Below are 18,164 nucleotides of genomic sequence, written 5' to 3'. Positions count from 1 at the left end.
TATAATGAGGTATGGAGCTACTAGTGAAGTAGGAAAGGTTAGAAAGGAGAATCAGGATAGTTATCTGGTAATCAATAAACAAGATTTGGATATTATCGTTATAGCTGATGGGATGGGTGGACATCAGGGAGGAAATGTAGCCAGTTCCTTGGCAGTTAAAGAGATAAAAGAGTATAATTTTAATTATGATTCTTTAAATGATAGTATCAAAGAGTGTATAGAGTTAGTAAATCAGAGAATTTATCAAGAAGGTTTGGCTAAAGAAGAGTATTATGGGATGGGAACCACCTTGACTATGGGAATTATTAAAGATAGAATATTAATAATTGGACACATTGGAGATAGTAGAGCTTATCTGTTTAGAAATGGAAACTTAAAGCAGTTAACTGCTGACCATTCTTATGTGGGTGAGCTACTTAGAAATAATCTAATTAGCCAAGAAGAGGCTGACAATCATCCTAAGAAGAATCTATTGCTTAAGGCTTTAGGGGTTAAAGAAGAGATTGAAGCTGATCTAGTTGAGTTAGAGTTGGAGGCTGATGATTTAATCTTATTATGTTCTGATGGATTGACCAATATGTTATCTAATGATGAACTTGCTAAGATTTTAGCAGAGGATTTAGATTTACAAAAGAAGACTGATAAAATGGCATTAATGGCTAATGAACAGGGTGGATATGATAATATTACAGTGCTTATATATTGTAATAATTAAGTTTAAAACTTTGAGGTGACGTCGATGATCGGTAAAGTCTTAAATTCAAGATATGAACTTGTAGAGAAGGTCGGTACTGGTGGTATGGCTATTGTCTATCGATCTAAAGACCAGCTATTAGGTCGTGAAGTGGCTGTTAAGATTCTACAACCCCATTTTGCTGACAATGAGACTGCTGTTAGACGCTTTAAGCATGAGGCTCAAGCAGTAGCAAGCCTTTCCCACCCAAATATAGTTAATATCTTTGATATAGGCAAAGAGGACGATATTAATTATATAGTAATGGAATATATTACTGGAAAGGATTTAAAGGAACATCTAAAAGAGGTTGAAAGAATTGAGATTGATCAAGCTATAAAGATAGTAACTGGAGTATGTAATGCTCTAATTAAGGCCCATCGTAATAATATTGTTCATTGTGATGTTAAGCCCCATAATATTCTTTTGACAGACGATGGTAGAGTTAAAGTGACCGATTTTGGTATTGCTCAAGCTGTAACTTCAGCAACTATGGGTCAAACTGATTCGATAATGGGCTCTGCCCATTATCTTTCGCCAGAGCAAGCAAAAGGTGGAAAGGTCAGCACTAAATCTGATATCTATTCTTTAGGGGTTGTACTTTATGAATTAGTAACAGGAAGTGTACCTTTTACTGGAGATAATCATGTTTCAATTGCTTTAAAGCATATTGAAGAGTCGCCAGAAGACCCCAAAAAAATAAATTCTCAGCTCCCAGATAGATTAGCAGAGATTATTCTAAAGGCAATAGCTAAAGAGCCAGAGAATAGATATAATTCTGTGGTAGAGCTGTTAAGAGATTTGAAGGAAGTTGAAGAAGATATTGCTAATCAAGCTAAAGAAGTTAAGAGCATTGCAAATCAGCATACCATGATTATGTCCAAACAGGATTACCAAAAAGAGATTAAAAAAGAGAAAGAGAAGAATAATACTAATATAATCAAGAAAGAAGAAGTTCAACAAAAGCTTAGGGGAGTGGATGTAGTGGAGGAAAAGAAGAATAAAGAACCCACTTCAAAGAAGAAGGTCCCAGCTAAGAAGAGAAGTGGCCTGTTAACAGCTTTATTAATTTTAGCGGCTAGCTTCATTGTAATTATGGGTGTTGGTTATTTTATGCTGGTACAGTATGTTAATGTTGAAGAGGTGAAGGTTCCAAATTTGGTAGGTAAGCATTTAGAGGTTGCACGCCAAGATTTAGAATCTAAGGGTTTGAGTTTGAAGGTCTATTATGAGAGTTATAGCCAAGAGATTGAGAAGGATCATATTATTTCTCAAAGTATCCCTCCTAATAATAAAGTAAAGAAGGCTAGAGTGATTGAGGTAGTAGTCAGTAAGGGAGCTCAGGTATCTAAAGTTCCTGAATTGCTCAATATCACTTTGAGGGAGGCTGAGATTAAACTTGATAAATTAGACCTTCAAAAAGGAGAAATTAAAGAAGAGTATAGCAATGAAGTTGCTGAGGGTCAGATTATCTCTCAGGATCCCCAACCAGGAATAGAGGTTAAGGCGGGTACTGATATCAATCTGGTTATCAGTAAAGGTAGAGAGCCTCAAGAGGTGGAAGTTCCTAATTTAGTTGGGTTACGCCAGGAAGAGGCTGTAGAGAGATTAAGACAGCTGAACTTAATTTTAGGTCAAGTCTTAAAACGGGAGAGTCTAGACTACCATCAAGGTAGAGTAATTGCTCAAAAACCTAGTACAGGGACTAAGATAATGGAAGGATCGACAATTCAGTTGATCATCAGCACAGGAATCCGTAATCCACGAGGTTCTGAAATTAAAGACCGCAAGATTCGCTTTAATATACCACCTGGTAATGAGAAGAGGGTAGAGTTTGTAGTACAAGATGATAATGGCCAGAGAACAGTCTATGACCAGATCCATCAAGCTGGCGATACTGTAGTTAAGGATGTCATTATCGTAGGACCAGGAACGATTAGAATTTATCTAGATGGACAGTTATATTATGAAAAGCAGGTTTAAGAGCAGAGATAGAGTGAGATAAGTTTTAACTTATCTCATTCTTTACTCGTCACTGCTTTTACCCCTGAATTTAAAAGGAGAGTGGTTATGAAGGAAGGAAGGATTTTAAAGGCTTTTGGAGGGTTTTTTTATGTTTATGATTTTGAAAGTAAAGAAACTTATGAATGTAGGGCTAGAGGTAGGTTAAAGCAGGAGAAGGTCGATATTATAGCAGGGGATATAGTTAATTTTACTATCTTTGAAGATCAGACTGGAGTAGTTGAGAATAGAAAGGAGAGGGATAATTATCTCTTTCGTCCACCAATTGCCAATGTGGAGCAAGTGGTAATTACTTCAGCTATTAGGGAGCCTGATTTACATTATAAATTATTGGATAGATTATTGGTCTTAGCTGAGGCTGAGGACTTTGAGATTATTATCTGTATTAATAAGGTAGACCTGTCAGGGTTGGAAGTGGCTAAAGAAGTTCTAAAGCCTTATGAACAGGTTAAATATAAGGTGATTTATACTAGTGTAGAGGATAATCTAGGGATTGATGAATTAAGACAAGCCCTAAAGGATAAGGTCTCAGTCTTTGCAGGTCCTTCTGGAGTAGGTAAATCTAGTTTATTAAATGTTATTCAACCAGGCTTAGAGTTAAAGATGGGTGAGGTTAGTGAGAGAATTAAGCGAGGACGCCATACTACTCGCCATGTGGAGTTATTACCTTTAGAGTTTGGAGGATGGGTTGCTGATACTCCAGGCTTTAGTTCCCTTGATGTTAGCTCTATAGCCTCAGAGGATTTACAGTACTTCTTTCCTGAAATTTTAGAGAGTTTAGATGATTGTAAATTTTATCCTTGTTCCCATAGCCATGAGCCAAAGTGTGGAGTTAAGGATGCTTTAGAGCAGGGCAAGATTGCAGAGCATCGCTATGAGAATTATTTAGAATTTTTAGCAGAGATAGAGCAAGCAGAAGAGAAGAATTGGAGGAGATAATTATGATTAAAGTTGCACCATCGATTTTATCAGCAGATTTTAGTAAATTGGCAGCAGAGATTGAAACAGTAAAGTCAGCAGAGTATTTACATATTGATGTGATGGATGGACATTTCGTTCCTAATATTACCATTGGACCTTTGGTTTTGAACTCTATCCAAGATAAGACAGAACAGATATTAGATGTTCATTTGATGATTGAAAATCCTGATCAGTATATCCCTGAATTTGCTAAGGCAGGAGCAGACATCATCACTGTTCATGTTGAGGCTTGTCCTCATTTGCATCGTACTGTTCAAAATATCAAGGCAAATGGTGTCAAGGCAGCAGTAGCATTAAATCCTGCTACCTCCTTAAGTGCTATCGAATATGTATTAGGTGAGTTGGATATGGTCTTATTGATGACAGTTAATCCTGGTTTTGGGGGGCAGAGCTTTATTCCAGAGATGTTGTCTAAGATTAAGAGGTTAAGAGCGATGATTGAAGAGCAAGGTTTGAAGATTGATATTCAAGTAGATGGTGGAATCAAACCAAATACTACAGCAATTGAGGTAGTTCAAGCAGGAGCAAATGTTTTAGTAGCTGGTTCAGCAGTTTTTGGTGCTGAAGATAGAACGAAGGCTATAGCAGAATTGAAGAGGTCATAGCTTCTAATTTTAAGTTGCTTTAGTTATTATAATATGGTATTATTATTTGTAAAGTATAAAATTTAATAATGTTAAATTCTTCGGGGTCAGGTGTAATTCCTAACCGGCGGTAATAGCCCGCGAGCGCAAGCAGATCTGGTGAGATTCCAGAGCCGACAGTTAAAGTCTGGAAGAGAGAAGAAGTGATATAGTAAAATAAGATTAATCTTATTTACGAACTTTAAGGTACTCGAAGAATAATTCTTTGAGTACCTTTTCTTTTTGAGCTATTGAATGTTTTGATTTTTATATGATTCTTAGGCTTGTAGATTTGTGTCTTTATAATTTAATTAAAATATAAGATAATATAGGTATATTACGACACTTTTTCTTTGGTGGTTAGGAGTTAGTAATTTAGGTAGTTAAGCAGTTCCTAACCACCTACCCACCTGTCTACCTAATAAACAAAGTGTCGCAATATCTCTATAGAAACATACATTTGAATTTTATAATTATAGGTTAAAATAAAAATTATTACTATTTGTAACCATATTAAAATATAGCTAAAATCTAATTTCAGTACATAAAGGAGAATCAGACTATGACCGACAAAGATTATATGCAACGTGCATTAAATCTGGCTCGACAAGCAGAGGGGAGGACAAGCCCTAACCCTATAGTAGGGGCAGTGATAGTAAAGGATGGGAAGGTGATTGGAGAAGGGTATCATCATCATGCTGGAGGTGCCCATGCAGAGGTTTATGCTTTAAAAGAGGCAGGCAATGAGGCTAGGGGTGCTACTGTCTATGTGACCTTAGAGCCTTGCTCCCATTATGGTAAGACCCCACCCTGTGCTAATACTTTGATTAAAGCAGGGATAAAGAGGGTAGTGATTGCTATGGAAGATCCTAACCCTCAGGTAGCAGGAAGTGGGATTAGACTGCTCAATCAGGCTGGAATCGAGACTGAGGTAGGGATATTAGAGGATGAAGCTAGAAGAGCCAATGAAATTTTTATTAAATATATAACTACTAACAAGCCTTTTGTTATCTTAAAGAATGCTATGACCTTAGATGGTAAGGTGGCGACTAAGACTGGTGATTCTAAATGGATTAGTGGAACAGAGTCTCGTCAGTTAGTCCACCAATTAAGAGATAAAGTGGATGGGATTTTGGTTGGGATAGGAACAGTATTAGCAGATAATCCCCGTTTAACCACTCGATTGCCCCAAGGAGGGCAAGATCCTACAAGAATTGTTTTAGATAGTAGGTTGAGAATTTCCTTAAATGCTGATATTATTAATCAGGAATCTGATGCTAAAACTATAATTGCTACTCTAAAAAGTAGTAGTCAAGAGAAGAAAAAGATGTTAATTGAAAAGGGAGTAGAGATTATTGAAGCTGGAGCAGGGAATAATATAGATTTGAATCTATTATTGGACTCACTAGCAGAGCGAGAGATAACAAGCTTATTGGTCGAGGGAGGAAGTCAAGTCAGCTCCTCATTTTTGGAAGAAGGGCTAGTTGATAAATTATACTACTTTATTGCTCCTAAGATTATTGGGGGAAGTGATGCCATTTCTGTTGTATGTGGAGAGGGAGTTTGTCAAATCTCTGAAGGAATTAAAGTAGTAAATAAAGAGGTTACTTTAGTAGGAGAGGATATACTAGTAGTAGGATATCCAGAATATATGACAAATTGACAATATACAATTGAGAATTAATAATTAAGAGTATTTGAATGTAAATGATTCATAGGAGTTTAATAATCTTTTCAAATTGTAAATTGTACATTATAAATTGTAAACTAGAATGAAAAGGTGGTGAATTGATGTTTACTGGTATTGTTGAAGAGCTAGGGAAGGTAAAGCGGATTCAGCGGGGAAGTAAGTCGATTGTATTGGTGATAGAAGCAGCTAAAGTCTTAGAGGATGTTAAATTAGGTGATAGTATTGCTACTAATGGTGTCTGTTTGACAGTAACCTCCTTTACAGAGAAGGAATTTACCGTAGATGTGATGCCTGAGACGATGAGGCATTCCAGTCTAGGGGATTTAAAGGTTGGTTCAGAGGTTAATTTGGAGAGGGCATTGAGGCTAGGAGACAGGCTAGGTGGTCATTTGGTCTCTGGACATATAGATGGGCTAGGTACTATTAAATCAAAAAAGAGAGAGGATAATGCTACAGTTATAACCATTGAAGCACCTAAGAATATCTTAAAATACATTATTCATAAGGGATCAATTGCTATCGATGGAGTTAGCTTAACGGTAGCTAATTTAGATGAAAGTAGCTTTGCTATCTCATTAATCCCTCATACCAGTCAAGTTACCTTACTTGGTCAGAAGGAGATTGGTGCTAAGGTCAATTTAGAGGTAGATATGATTGGTAAGTATGTAGAGAGAATGCTTGGTTCTAAGGAAGATAAAGGTAATAAAAAATCAGATATAGATCTAGATCTGTTAAAGGATAATGGTTTTCTATTGGCTTAAAGAGCAGTTATTGGTAACGGGTGACGAGTAATGGGTAAATGGAATAGGTAATAAGTATAGACATTCAATAATAATTATTAAGTCTTTTACTCGTCATTGTTCACCCATCACTCGTTACTGAACTTAAAAGGAGAGGTGAATTAGATGAAGTTCAACAAAATAGAAGAAGCAATTGAAGATATCAAAGCTGGTAAGATGGTAATTGTAGTAGATGATGAAGAGCGAGAAAATGAAGGGGATCTGTTAATGGCTGCTGAAAAGGCTACCCCTGAAAGTATCAATTTTATGGCTACATATGGTAAAGGATTAATCTGTTTACCTACTACAGCAGAACGCTTGCAGGAGCTAAAATTAAATCAGATGGTAGATAATAATACTGATAGCCATGAAACGGCCTTTACAGTTTCTATTGACCATAAAGATACTACTACTGGAATTTCAGCTTTTGAGAGAGCAAAAACTATTCAGGCAGTTGTTGATACTAAGACAGAGCCTAGCGATTTAGCTCGTCCAGGTCATATCTTCCCTTTAAGAGCCAAAGAGGGTGGAGTCTTAAGAAGGGCTGGCCATACTGAAGCAGCAGTTGATTTAGCCCGTTTAGCTGGATTCTATCCTGCTGGGGTAATCTGTGAGATTATGTCTGATAATGGAGCTATGGCTAGAGTACCTGAACTGATGGACTTTGCTAAAAAGCATGATTTAAAGATAATTACTATAGCCGATTTAATCAAGTATAGAATGAATAAGGACAGGCTAATTAGACCTTTGCCAGAAGTAAGCCTACCAAGTAAGTTTGGTGACTTTAGAGTAATTGGTTATGAGAATGATGTTGATGATAAGTGCCATCTAGCTATTATTAAAGGTGAAGTGGAAGGAAAAGAGAATGTATTGGTACGAGTCCATTCTGAGTGCTTAACAGGGGATGCTCTTGGTTCATTACGTTGTGATTGTCGTGACCAGTTGGCAGCTTCTCTAAAAAGGATTGAAGAGGAAGGAGAAGGTATAGTCCTGTATATGCGCCAAGAAGGAAGGGGGATAGGCTTAGCTAACAAATTAAGAGCTTATCATCTTCAGGATTTAGGTAGAGATACTGTAGAGGCCAATCGGGAATTGGGCTTTGCTGATGATATGAGAGATTATGGCATAGGAGCACAGATATTGGCTGATTTAGGTTTGAGCAGTATTAGATTGATGACCAATAATCCTCGCAAAATTGTGGGGCTAGAAGGTTATGGACTGAATATACTAGAGAGAGTACCCCATCAGATGGAGGCTAATTGTGCTAATAAGGCTTATTTAGAGACTAAAAAAGAGAAACTTGGACATATGTTGGAGAATAATTATTAGTAATTTGTTTTGATAATTGAATTTTGATATAGATAGTAGTGTTTAATGGGGATATAGCGACACTTTTCACTTTAAAAAGAGAGTAAAATTATTAAAATATTTTTCGGGAAAGCTTATCAGCTTTTTTCCCGAGTGACTTTTGCCATTGCCGCAAAAGTCACCAAAAAGTCTAGAAAAAAATTCAACTCACTCAGCAATCAAAATAATGAGTATTATCACTTATTAGACTCTCTAAATCAAAATTTCATGATACTCTAAATCCTAGCTCAATTTTTGCTTCGTTCAAACAGAAATTTTTTTCGACTTAAAAACCTTAAAATCTTTTTAATTGTAAATTCAAAAGTGTTGCATTATCATTATATTGTATAAGTTTGTTTATTAACATAAATATATTATAAGTAAATAAAGGGGAGAAATAAAAAATGAATAATTTCGCTAAATCATATGAAGGAAAGTTAATAGGAGCAGGACTTAAATTTGGAATTATAGTGGGAAGGTTTAATGAGTTTATCTCTAGTAGATTATTAAGTGGAGCATTGGATGCATTAAAGCGCCATGGAGTAAAGGAAGAGGATATAGAGGTTGCTTGGGTTCCTGGAGCTTTTGAAGTTCCTTTAGTAGCTAAGAAGATGGCAACTACTAACAACTACGATGCTATTATCTGTTTAGGGGCGGTAATTAGAGGTGCTACACCACACTTTGATTATGTTTGTGCAGAGGCATCTAAGGGTATATCCAAGGTCAGTTTAGACAGTGGATTACCGGTGATGTTTGGAATTCTTACGACAGATACTATTGAACAGGCTATCGAGAGAGCTGGTACTAAAGCAGGGAATAAAGGTTGGGAAGCAGCAGTTGGAGCATTAGAGATGGCAAATTTAATGAATCAATTTTAATAATTTTAAATAAGAATAAGGTGAGCATTTTGCTCACCTTATTCTTATTTATTTTTCAGTTGAATATCTTTTCTTTCTACGCCTTCTATCTTTTCTACCTTTTTTACCTTTACCATCATCATATTTTTTTGGATATCCTCCCATTTGTGATAATCACCCCTTTTCTGTTAATGCTATGTTATGCAGTTGCTTAAGAAATAGTTACCAATATATTTGTTGGAGTTCAATATAGGAAAATTATAGGGTAATGGAGATAGTATAATAGATTGAGTTTGAGTATAAGCATAAGTATGATGTTATATAGAAATTATTAAAGATTTTGTATTTGTTTTATTATAATATTGAGCCACAGGTTTAAACCTGTGGCTTATCAGAAATTATTCTGGAATTGGACGAGAAGTGCTCTCTTCATAATTATGGCGATGTCCATCATTGAGGCTTGTTTCTCCTGCCATCTCATGGATGTGACCACGTCTAGTGTTAATTGCTGGTCCAGTTCTGCCCCGATAATGGTGCTGATGCCCATCATCGGTGGTAGTTACACCTTGGTAGTTATGGTAATGGGTATCTCCATTATGGATAGGTCTACCAGTTTGACCTTCAAACCGATGGCGGTGTCTATCATCATAAGAGGTTATACCACGATAATTGTGCACATGCTGTCTTCTTTCAGGTTCAGGTATGTCTGGAAAATCGGGGAAGTCTGGAAAATCTGGAAAATCAGGATTTTCATTCTTTGTTCTTCCTGGTCTACGTGGACATCCAGGATCCCTTGGATCTCTTCTACGTTCTCTATCTCTTTGATATTTACCCATTTATAGTCCTCCTTTCTCAAGATTATGATATGGGATAGATAATAATTGGTTACAAATTTTTAAAATACTAGTTATCAGTCTTCATCACTAATTTTTATGATTGGATTGGAGGTCTTACTCTGATAGTTGTGTCTATGATTATCTGCAAAATCTGTTCTTCCATCAAGTAGATGGATATGACCAACAAGATTTGGAATTGCTGGTCCTGTTCTTCCTTGGCAGCTATGCTTATGCCTTTGAACAACATTGGTTGTAGAGTGATAACCATGGTAGTGAGTATTATTCTCATAGATAGGGGGTCCTGTTACTGCTTCATAAGTATGATCATGCTCCTCTTCATTGGAAGTAACCCCCTTATATCTATGTAGATGATATATCCTATCTCTAACAGGTCTTTCATCATCAGGGTACTTTCCCATTTTAATCCCTCCTTTTATCTTCTTTATAATATGTATATGAACAATTCATTGTTACTTTTCTTAGTTGATAAATATTAGCTAGTTTCAATTGAGATGATTTTAGAGTTGAATTAGAAATAATAGCAATTGAATAGCTATCTAGATAATGATAAAATAAGGATGAACAACAATATTTATCTAAGATTACTTGTTAGAGACTGATGTGGAAAACGATATCCATATAATAATTATAGTTAAGGGGGATTTAAATTGATCAATAAAATTATAAAAATATGGGAGAATAATTCTTTGGGAAGTAAAAAAATCACTTTTGAGCCCACTTTAGAGACCTTTATCTTAGCTGGAGATGAAAAGAGAGGTGCTGTTCTCATCTGTCCTGGGGGAGGATATGAATATACTTCAAAGAGAGAAGGTGAACCGGTAGCTTTACAATTCAACTCTGCAGGGTATCATGCTTTTGTTTTGGATTATAGTGTAGCGCCTAACAAGCATCCCCAGCCTTTACTTGATCTATCACGTGCCATCTGTATAATTCGGGAAAATGCTGATAAATGGAAGCTAGATCCTCAGAAAATTGCAGTATGTGGCTTTTCAGCTGGTGGTCATCTTGCAGCCAGTCTAGGTGTACATTGGCAAAAATCATATCTAGATATACCAGGTATTGAAATTGGGATGAATGCTCCTAATGCCTTAATATTATCCTATCCTGTTATTACAGCTGGAGAGTTTGCTCACCAAGGCTCTTTTAATAATCTACTAGGAGCTAAACCAGAGCCAGAAGTATTACAGGAGATGTCTTTAGAGACCCAAGTCAATAAAGATTTACCTCCAACCTTTATCTGGCATACCCTTGAGGATAGATCTGTCCCAGTAGAGAATAGTCTATTATTTATTCAACAGCTGCGTAAAAAGAAGGTGCCTTTTGAATTCCATCTTTACCCTAAGGGTCCTCATGGATTATCATTAGCAACTAAAGAGACAGATAATGGTGAGATAGGTACTTATCCTCGTGTTGCTACTTGGATGAAGCTCTGTATAGGATGGCTTAAAGAAGTATTTGAATAAAAGAATTAATATGAAGGAATTCCTCTGATAATGGATAAGTTAATAAGCAGAGGAGGGAAGATAAATGAAGAATCTAAAGAGTAGTCAACAAGCAGAAGAGATATTAATGATACTTAAGGATACATATGATAAACCCCAGACGGTATTAAATTATAATAATCCCTTTGAGCTGTTAATAGCTGTAATTATGTCGGCTCAAACTACCGACAAACAGGTAAATAATGTAACTAAAGATTTATTTAAAAAGTTTAAAACTCCTCAAGATTTTGCTTCCTTAGAGCCAGAGGAGTTAGAAGAGCATATTAAGGGGATAGGTCTATATAGAAATAAGAGTAAGTATATTGTAAAGGCCTGTCAGATGCTAATAGATGAATATGGTGGTCAAGTACCCAAAGAGCGAAAAGAGTTGATGGAGCTACCAGGAGTAGGGCGCAAGACAGCCAATGTGGTGACAAGTATTATCTTTGGTAAGGATGCCATTGCCGTTGATACCCATGTCTTTCGAGTCTCTAATCGGATTGGTTTAGCTGATAGTGAGAATGTGCGAGAGACTGAAGAGGATTTAATGGAGGTTATCCCCCAAAAGCTATGGTCACCTGCTCATCATTGGTTGATATTTCATGGAAGAAATATCTGTAAAGCAAGGCGACCTAAATGCTTAGAGTGTCCTGTTAAAGATTATTGTAATTATTATCAGCAACTTGAGCAGAAAGAGGGCTAAATTAATTCTTCTAAGCTATAGATAAACTTTAAAATCTCTGCTACTACAGCATAAAGCTCTTCGGGTATCTCTTCGCCTAATTGTAGTTGTAAGAGTACTTGGACTAAATCCCTATCTTCTTTGATAGGGATTTCACAATCTTTGGCCTTTTTTATAATCTCTTCAGCTATTTCTCCTCTTCCTTTAGCAATAACAATTGGTGCAAAATCCTCTTCTGAATTATATTTTAAAGCAACAGCTTCTTCTTGTATCTCTTGTTTATTTTTCTTCTTCAATTTAATTCACCTACTTTCAAGATTAAGGCTTAAATCTTTTAATTAATTAAATTTTAAAATCGACATTGGTCATCTTTATCTCCTCTTGATTAGAAGTGAGTACTTCTTGTTCTAATAATTTGCAGGCAAGGTAGTTTACTTGATAGTCACTCTCTCCTAGATTTGATCTTAATAGATTTAGATTTTCCTGTAAGAGTTTTAAAGTTTTAGAGTTATCAGTATTTAACAACCCATTAAGCTGTTTATCCTTAATCTTGAGTTTGATCTCTACCTCGCCAAGTTTAGGAGTTCTTACAGCAAAGGATAAATTTAAGTCATCATTTTCTGAAGAGCTGTTCTTACCCTCATGGTTGACTTTGATTTCAGCCAAATTAATATTCTCTTCGATAAAGAAGGGTAAGAAGAGGGTTGTTATGTCATTATTGTAATTAAGTGTTCGCTGGACAAGTAACTGCTTTAGCAGCTTATCACTGCTTTGCGCTACTTCCTCAGAGCTATTATCAGCTGTAAGATGGAATAGCGTCTTTAAGAGTTTATCAGCTTTATCATTATTGGAATTAAGAGTCGTTAAAGAGTCTTTTAAATTCTCCACTGTTAAGTTATTTGGAGTAATTATCTTTTGGCTTAATTCTTCTTTAACAATCTTCTTTAAAATTTTAACCTCATCTTCAGCAGAGAGGTTGATCTTCTTACTTAAAAGTTCAAAGTCCTTTTTGGGTAAAGCTTCCTTGATTTCAACAAGTATCTTTGGGTTCTGGTCAATTATTTCTTTAATTTTAGGCAAGATTAAAGCAGAAGAGTCAGGTTTAGACTCATTAACTAGTAAAGTAGAAATTAATTTTTTCATAGATGTAGCTAGACTATCTGAATTATTAAGCTTTAGTTGGGAGAATAACTCCTTTAAAGCTTGGTTATTAATTGGTAATTGTAGCTTCTTAAGTAGTGTTACAAGCTGTATTTGCTTAGAATCAGAGCTGCTAAGCTCTTTAGAGATACTAATAAAGTTCTCTTTATTTAGTTCCAGCTCAAACTTTGACATTGATTTTAGAATTTCTTTATTCTTAGGATTCTCTTCTACATTGAATTCTTTAAGGAGCTTGCTTATCTTTTGAGAACTTTCTTCTTTGTCTGTAACGTTAGCTAAAGTAGCTTTATTAGTCCAATTGTTTAATTCCTTTAATAATTCATCCTTTAATTCAGTATTCTCTTTAAATAAGTTGAAGAATTTCATATTAAGTGGTAGATTTAACTTCTTTAATAATAAGGCAACCTTTATCTTTGCTTGGAGATTCATTTCAGCATCATTATCAAAACTATCGAGAAATTTGCTAATATCTATAAAGAAATCTTCTTTTAAGGGCATATTTGTTTTAATTAACTCTATTAAAATCGCCCGATTAGTCTTATTTAATTCTAGCTTTAAATTATGTAGTAATTCGTCGATAGTTAAAGAATTCTTCTTATATTGACCTATATCTTCTTTAATTGAATTTGACATTTTATCCTTATTTAAGTTATACTTATTTAGTATTGGATTATTATTTATTCTAATCATAACATCACCTCTCAAGATATTCAAAATATCTATAATTTTAAGATTCTCCAATAATTATTTACAAGCTTTATCTTTAGTATAGAAGCAAAGATTAGTAAATAATACATCAGGATTTGTCCTAATAATTCTATATCATAAGATTAATTTATTTAAATATTTAATTGGACAAGCAGTAAGAAATGGATGGTGTCTAAATCCTAATTAATTAGTTAATGGGAGTAATCATTACTTTCTTAATCAATAAATTCTATATTTTTAGTTACAAACCTTCTTTAAATAATAAATCATTTATTCTAGGTTTTTAAGTTGAATTCAATGCTGTAAGGGTTTCAGGAAATTTCGTAATTATTATAACTAGTAATTCTTCTACGGAGTTAACTGATTTTAATAAGTTTGATAAGTGGGGGCTGATTCATCTAATGTTAAATTTGGCTATAGATAAATATAAGGAGTTTAAGATCAGTAATTGTGATATAAAGAACATATTTATCTCATTAGGCTGTTTGGTTGTAAAGAACTATTCAGAAATTATCTTAAATTATGATTATAAATTAAATGTCGATATAAAAGATCTATTAACTTTAGTAATTAATAATTTATTACTATGTAATCAACTTCAAAATCGCATCTTCAATTTAAAAGAAGAGGTTAGCAATGTGGAGTTGAAACTGGAAAATTTGGTCTATTTAAATCAACAGACTAAAGAGAATGCAAAAGAACAGAAGCTACGTTTAGAACGATCTCTTAAATTAAAAGAGAAGAGGCTGTTTCAACTTAATCAAGAGAATATCAATATATTAATAAGTATAGGTAAATGGTTTTATGAAGAGAAGTTACTACTAGAAAAGAAAGAATTCAGTCAATTGTACAAGCATTTAGATTACTTATTGACTGAGAATAAAGGGAATTTAGATTGGAAGACAATTTTAGTAGAGGAATTAGATGAGAAGAAGGCTGATTTGTATAATCTAATGCAACCTTATCCTAATTTCTTAGTCTAATTAAGAGAATAGAAAATCTGTCAAAACCAGTAGAACTACTGGTTTTTTATTATTAAGTTATACAGGAGTGGTTTGATGTTATTTTATTCCAAAGAGCAATTGGAGCTATTTGATCAAAAGGATGAGAGTAGATTTGAATCATTAGAGGAGCTAAAATCTATAGCTACTAAATGCCAACGCTGTGCTCTATGTGATCAGGCTACACAGGTTGTCTTTGGTAGTGGTAATTCTAATACTGGTCTAATGCTAATAGGGGAAGGACCTGGTGCTGATGAGGATAGAGAAGGCATTCCTTTTGTTGGTAAAGCAGGGCGGCTACTAAATAAGATATTAGAGGCTGCTGAGATTGAACGTGAGGATATCTATATTACTAATGTGGTTAAATGTCGCCCTCCTGGAAATCGCCAACCAACAATTAATGAGATGAAGAGCTGTTTATGGATTTTAGCTCAGGAGATTAAATTGGTCAATCCAAAGATTATAGTTCCATTAGGTTCAACTGCATTACGTGGATTATTAGATCCCAATGGGCGTATTACTAGAATGAGGGGAAGATGGTTTGAGTCTAAGGGATATTATTTTTTACCCACCTTTCATCCAGCCGCATTATTAAGAGATGAAAAGAAGAAGTTACCTGTTTGGAAGGATTTTTTGAAAATAAAGAAGGCTTATGATAGATATCTAGAGCTTAAAAGTCAAGATAAAGAGATCTGAGTGAGTTCAAATTTGAATAAATAGAGCTTTAGTACTAATTCATAATAATCACCATAGATACAATAATTTCACAGTTGACAGGTGGTAGAGATTGTTTTATAATTAAGATATAAAATAAAGATAGTTAATTTTTGTTGTTCCCCGATAGCTCAGTTGGTAGAGCAGATGGCTGTTAACCATCGAGTCGCAGGTTCGAGTCCTGCTCGGGGAGCCATTTTTATTTTTTGCAGGACTATTCAAAGGATATAGAGAATAAATAAGATAAATAATCATTTATTAAATTTTATCGGGACATGGTATTGTCTTTTGTTTTGGAAGTGTTTCCATTACGTAAAGGAGGATTAATTATGTTAAAGGAAGCAATTTATCACCAACCTTATGGAAACTATGCTTATCCAGTCGCTGATGATAAACTATTTATACAATTAAGGGCAAAAAAAGGTGATTTAAAGAAGGTACATGTATTTTATGATGAGAGATTTAGAGATTGGGATAATAATTTACCCCGCTTTACCCTTGAGTTGAACAAGTATAGTTCAGATGAGCTTTTTGACTACTTTAGAGTAGAGATGCAATTCTCTAAGAAGAGATTTAAATATTATTTTTTATTAGATGATGGTGAAGAGCAGTGTTATTATTCTAGTTATGGCTTTGCTAAAGATGTAATTGATTATAATGGGTGTTTTCAATATACATATATCTGTGAGAAGGATTATTTTGATACACCTAACTGGGTTAAAGATGCTGTGTTTTATCAAATATTTCCTGATAGATTCTATAATGGTGATCCAACTATTAACACTAATAAATTGACAGATTGGAATGAGATGCCACAGTGGCATTCCTTCTATGGAGGAGATCTGGCAGGAATTATTCAGAAACTAGATTATTTAGAGAACTTGGGTATTACAGCAATTTATTTGACCCCTGTTTTCAAATCATCTACCAATCACAGGTACGATATTGTCGATTATATGGAGATTGATCCAGAGCTTGGTGATATAGATACCTGTAAAGAGCTGATTAATCAGGCTCATCAACGTGGAATTAAGGTTATCTTTGATGGAGTATTTAATCATACTAGTAATGAATTTTTTGCTTTTCAAGATATAATAGAGAAGGGCGAAGATTCTAAATATAAGGATTGGTATTATCTTGATGGTTTTCCTGTTAAGAAAACTCCTAGCTCTACTAGAGGGATGATAAATAAGGTTATAGAGAAGCTACTTCAATCAGACTCACCTAGTTTAACTACTTTGCAAGAAGAGATAATTGCAAAGTTAGAGCTGGAGAGTCAGGAGGATAAAGAGTATGTTTTGGGATTGGTAGCTTATCTTGTAGAAGAGAGGAATAAAGGTGAAGATATATCTAAGTTAGATGCTCATCAACTCTGGGAGAGAGCAACTGAAGTTGATGAATTAGCTAAGGTTATTTATCCTAATTATGAAACCTTCGCCAATGGTGTTTGGTCAATGCCTAAATTAAAGACTGCTAACCCAGAGGTAAGGGAGTATTTATTAGAAGTAGCTCGCTATTGGATTGAAGAGGTTGGAATAGATGGTTGGCGATTGGATGTTGCTGATGAGGTTGATCATTATTTTTGGAGGGAATTTAGAAAGGTAGTCAAAGAGGCAAATCCTGAGGCTTATATAGTAGGAGAGGTATGGCATGATGCCACCCCTTGGCTAAGTGGAGAGCAGTTTGATGGTGTAATGAATTATCTATTTGCAACATCTGTTTGGGATTTCTTCTCTAGAAGAAAGATTAATGTCAATACTTTTGAGGACAGGCTAGCTAAGGTTAGAACCTTATATAAGTCACCTGCTCAAGCTGCATCATTAAATTTATTAGATAGTCATGATACAGGGCGTGTTTTAACTATTTCACATGGGGATAAAACTCGCCATAAGTTAGCAGTCGCCTTCCAAATGACTTACCTAGGAGCTCCAATGATTTATTATGGTGATGAGCTAGCTATGGAGGGTGGCGGTGATCCCGATTGTAGACGAACAATGATTTGGGATGAACAAAGACAGGACAGAGATATGTTTGAATGGTATAAGAGCTTAATTGCTATTCGCAAGGATAATATAGCTTTGAGGACTGGTGATTTTACTTTAATTAAGAAGGATGCAATCAATAATATCTATGCCTTCACCCGTAAAAAAGAAGATAATCAGTTATTAGTTATCTTTAATAATAGTAATTTAAGTGCTGAGCTAGAGTTTGACTTAGAAGAGCTAGCTATAGATATAGATCTTTTTATAGAACTGTTATCAAATAAAGAGTATCAGGTAGAGCATGGAAAGATTAAAATTAATGTAGAAGGTTATAATGTAGCGATTTTGAAGGCGGATAATAATGAATAATTGGTGATAAGCCATCAACAGAAAAGTAAAAGCCTAAGTCAAAGCATCAGATTTTAATCTGGTGCTTTGTTAATGTGATTGTAAGTTTATATTGAATTAAATATGAAGTGATACAATATAGAGATAATACGACACTTTGTTTATTAGCTAATAAACAGTAGCTATAAGCTAGTAGCA

17 protein-coding genes, 1 tRNA gene and 1 riboswitch are annotated in these 18,164 nt (G+C 34.8%); of the genes, 14 read left to right on the top strand and 4 right to left on the bottom strand.

Translation table 11 applies throughout. The features are described from left to right. The first annotated feature begins 4 nt into the window (after positions 1 to 4). The 8 genes from BX659_RS02865 (at position 5) to ribH (ending at position 9,053) form a co-directional block, all read left to right on the top strand. Positions 5 to 715, top strand: coding sequence for a Stp1/IreP family PP2C-type Ser/Thr phosphatase (locus BX659_RS02865; protein WP_097016328.1), 711 nt, complete (start codon positions 5 to 7; stop codon positions 713 to 715). A gap of 24 nt (positions 716 to 739) precedes the next feature. Then, a complete protein-coding gene (pknB, locus tag BX659_RS02860; protein WP_097016327.1) occupies positions 740 to 2,716 on the top strand; it encodes a Stk1 family PASTA domain-containing Ser/Thr kinase in 1,977 nt (658 codons plus the stop codon). Between the two features lie 87 nt (positions 2,717 to 2,803). Next, a complete protein-coding gene (rsgA, locus tag BX659_RS02855; protein WP_097016326.1) occupies positions 2,804 to 3,694 on the top strand; it encodes a ribosome small subunit-dependent GTPase A in 891 nt (296 codons plus the stop codon). A 2-nt stretch (positions 3,695 to 3,696) separates the two neighbouring features. Next, positions 3,697 to 4,341: a ribulose-phosphate 3-epimerase gene (gene rpe, locus BX659_RS02850; RefSeq protein ID WP_097016325.1), complete on the top strand. Its 645-nt coding sequence runs from the start codon at positions 3,697 to 3,699 to the stop codon at positions 4,339 to 4,341. Between the two features lie 72 nt (positions 4,342 to 4,413). Beyond that, positions 4,414 to 4,527, top strand: a riboswitch (FMN riboswitch). A 394-nt stretch (positions 4,528 to 4,921) separates the two neighbouring features. Then, a complete protein-coding gene (gene ribD, locus BX659_RS02845) occupies positions 4,922 to 6,022 on the top strand; it encodes a bifunctional diaminohydroxyphosphoribosylaminopyrimidine deaminase/5-amino-6-(5-phosphoribosylamino)uracil reductase RibD (protein WP_097016324.1) in 1,101 nt (366 codons plus the stop codon). A gap of 128 nt (positions 6,023 to 6,150) precedes the next feature. Beyond that, complete coding sequence (locus tag BX659_RS02840) at positions 6,151 to 6,810, top strand: riboflavin synthase (protein ID WP_097016323.1); 660 nt, start codon at positions 6,151 to 6,153, stop codon at positions 6,808 to 6,810. Positions 6,811 to 6,954: 144 nt separating this feature from the next. After that, positions 6,955 to 8,157 (top strand): bifunctional 3,4-dihydroxy-2-butanone-4-phosphate synthase/GTP cyclohydrolase II, encoded by a 1,203-nt coding sequence (locus BX659_RS02835; protein WP_097016322.1) that lies wholly within the window; start codon positions 6,955 to 6,957, stop codon positions 8,155 to 8,157. 422 nt (positions 8,158 to 8,579) lie between these two features. Next, entirely contained in the window at positions 8,580 to 9,053 is a 474-nt protein-coding gene (gene ribH, locus BX659_RS02830) for a 6,7-dimethyl-8-ribityllumazine synthase (protein WP_097016321.1), read from the top strand. Between the two features lie 377 nt (positions 9,054 to 9,430). Here the strand turns inward: ribH and BX659_RS02825 are convergent, their stop codons facing one another. Further along, positions 9,431 to 9,868 carry a YmaF family protein gene (locus BX659_RS02825; RefSeq protein ID WP_097016320.1) on the bottom strand — a complete coding sequence of 146 codons (438 nt, stop codon included), beginning with the start codon at positions 9,866 to 9,868 and terminating at the stop codon, positions 9,431 to 9,433. Positions 9,869 to 9,942: 74 nt separating this feature from the next. Further along, the gene (locus tag BX659_RS02820) at positions 9,943 to 10,287 is read right to left on the bottom strand and encodes a YmaF family protein (protein WP_097016319.1); all 345 of its coding nucleotides are present in this window, start codon (positions 10,285 to 10,287) and stop codon (positions 9,943 to 9,945) included. A gap of 249 nt (positions 10,288 to 10,536) precedes the next feature. Between BX659_RS02820 and BX659_RS02815 the strand changes: the two genes are divergently transcribed. Together BX659_RS02815 and nth are read left to right on the top strand one after the other, a co-directional pair. Further along, positions 10,537 to 11,352, top strand: coding sequence for an alpha/beta hydrolase (locus BX659_RS02815; protein WP_097016318.1), 816 nt, complete (start codon positions 10,537 to 10,539; stop codon positions 11,350 to 11,352). A gap of 64 nt (positions 11,353 to 11,416) precedes the next feature. After that, positions 11,417 to 12,073, top strand: a complete 657-nt coding sequence (nth, locus tag BX659_RS02810) for an endonuclease III (RefSeq protein WP_097016317.1) — start codon at positions 11,417 to 11,419, stop codon at positions 12,071 to 12,073. Here nth and BX659_RS02805 read toward each other — a convergent pair. After that, positions 12,070 to 12,348, bottom strand: coding sequence for an EscU/YscU/HrcU family type III secretion system export apparatus switch protein (locus BX659_RS02805; protein ID WP_097016316.1), 279 nt, complete (start codon positions 12,346 to 12,348; stop codon positions 12,070 to 12,072). The genes nth and BX659_RS02805 overlap by 4 nt on opposite strands. Before the next feature lie 46 nt (positions 12,349 to 12,394). After that, the gene (locus BX659_RS02800; RefSeq protein WP_097016315.1) at positions 12,395 to 13,903 is read right to left on the bottom strand and encodes a flagellar hook-length control protein FliK; all 1,509 of its coding nucleotides are present in this window, start codon (positions 13,901 to 13,903) and stop codon (positions 12,395 to 12,397) included. A 419-nt stretch (positions 13,904 to 14,322) separates the two neighbouring features. On the opposite strand from BX659_RS02800, the gene BX659_RS02795 reads away from it, so the two are divergent. The 4 genes from BX659_RS02795 (at position 14,323) to BX659_RS02780 (ending at position 17,987) form a co-directional block, all read left to right on the top strand. Next, positions 14,323 to 14,904 carry a hypothetical protein gene (locus tag BX659_RS02795; RefSeq protein WP_097016314.1) on the top strand — a complete coding sequence of 194 codons (582 nt, stop codon included), beginning with the start codon at positions 14,323 to 14,325 and terminating at the stop codon, positions 14,902 to 14,904. 75 nt (positions 14,905 to 14,979) lie between these two features. After that, positions 14,980 to 15,618: a uracil-DNA glycosylase gene (locus tag BX659_RS02790; RefSeq protein ID WP_097016313.1), complete on the top strand. Its 639-nt coding sequence runs from the start codon at positions 14,980 to 14,982 to the stop codon at positions 15,616 to 15,618. Between the two features lie 138 nt (positions 15,619 to 15,756). Continuing rightward, a tRNA-Asn gene (locus BX659_RS02785) sits at positions 15,757 to 15,832 on the top strand. A gap of 133 nt (positions 15,833 to 15,965) precedes the next feature. Further along, on the top strand, positions 15,966 to 17,987 hold the full coding sequence (locus BX659_RS02780; RefSeq protein ID WP_172431793.1) for an alpha-glycosidase: 2,022 nt from the start codon (positions 15,966 to 15,968) through the stop codon (positions 17,985 to 17,987). Positions 17,988 to 18,164: the final 177 nt, after the last annotated feature.

It is taken from the genome of Orenia metallireducens (assembly GCF_003001995.1).
Lineage (GTDB): Bacteria > Bacillota > Halanaerobiia > Halobacteroidales > Halobacteroidaceae > Orenia > Orenia metallireducens_B.
This window is presented reverse-complemented; position numbering and strand designations above follow the sequence as displayed.

What these genes read in the sequence shown, in the direction of transcription:
- nth (WP_097016317.1), top strand. Translation starts at nt 11,417, where the DNA reads ATGAAGAATCTAAAGAGTAGTCAACAAGCAGAAGAGATATTAATGATA.
- BX659_RS02790 (WP_097016313.1), top strand. Translation starts at nt 14,980, where the DNA reads ATGTTATTTTATTCCAAAGAGCAATTGGAGCTATTTGATCAAAAGGAT.
- BX659_RS02840 (WP_097016323.1), top strand. Translation starts at nt 6,151, where the DNA reads ATGTTTACTGGTATTGTTGAAGAGCTAGGGAAGGTAAAGCGGATTCAG.
- BX659_RS02865 (WP_097016328.1), top strand. Translation starts at nt 5, where the DNA reads ATGAGGTATGGAGCTACTAGTGAAGTAGGAAAGGTTAGAAAGGAGAAT.
- BX659_RS02825 (WP_097016320.1), bottom strand. Translation starts at nt 9,868, where the DNA reads ATGGGTAAATATCAAAGAGATAGAGAACGTAGAAGAGATCCAAGGGAT.
- BX659_RS02800 (WP_097016315.1), bottom strand. Translation starts at nt 13,903, where the DNA reads ATGATTAGAATAAATAATAATCCAATACTAAATAAGTATAACTTAAAT.
- rpe (WP_097016325.1), top strand. Translation starts at nt 3,697, where the DNA reads ATGATTAAAGTTGCACCATCGATTTTATCAGCAGATTTTAGTAAATTG.
- BX659_RS02780 (WP_172431793.1), top strand. Translation starts at nt 15,966, where the DNA reads ATGTTAAAGGAAGCAATTTATCACCAACCTTATGGAAACTATGCTTAT.
- BX659_RS02795 (WP_097016314.1), top strand. Translation starts at nt 14,323, where the DNA reads ATGTTAAATTTGGCTATAGATAAATATAAGGAGTTTAAGATCAGTAAT.
- pknB (WP_097016327.1), top strand. Translation starts at nt 740, where the DNA reads ATGATCGGTAAAGTCTTAAATTCAAGATATGAACTTGTAGAGAAGGTC.
- rsgA (WP_097016326.1), top strand. Translation starts at nt 2,804, where the DNA reads ATGAAGGAAGGAAGGATTTTAAAGGCTTTTGGAGGGTTTTTTTATGTT.
- ribH (WP_097016321.1), top strand. Translation starts at nt 8,580, where the DNA reads ATGAATAATTTCGCTAAATCATATGAAGGAAAGTTAATAGGAGCAGGA.
- BX659_RS02820 (WP_097016319.1), bottom strand. Translation starts at nt 10,287, where the DNA reads ATGGGAAAGTACCCTGATGATGAAAGACCTGTTAGAGATAGGATATAT.
- ribD (WP_097016324.1), top strand. Translation starts at nt 4,922, where the DNA reads ATGACCGACAAAGATTATATGCAACGTGCATTAAATCTGGCTCGACAA.
- BX659_RS02835 (WP_097016322.1), top strand. Translation starts at nt 6,955, where the DNA reads ATGAAGTTCAACAAAATAGAAGAAGCAATTGAAGATATCAAAGCTGGT.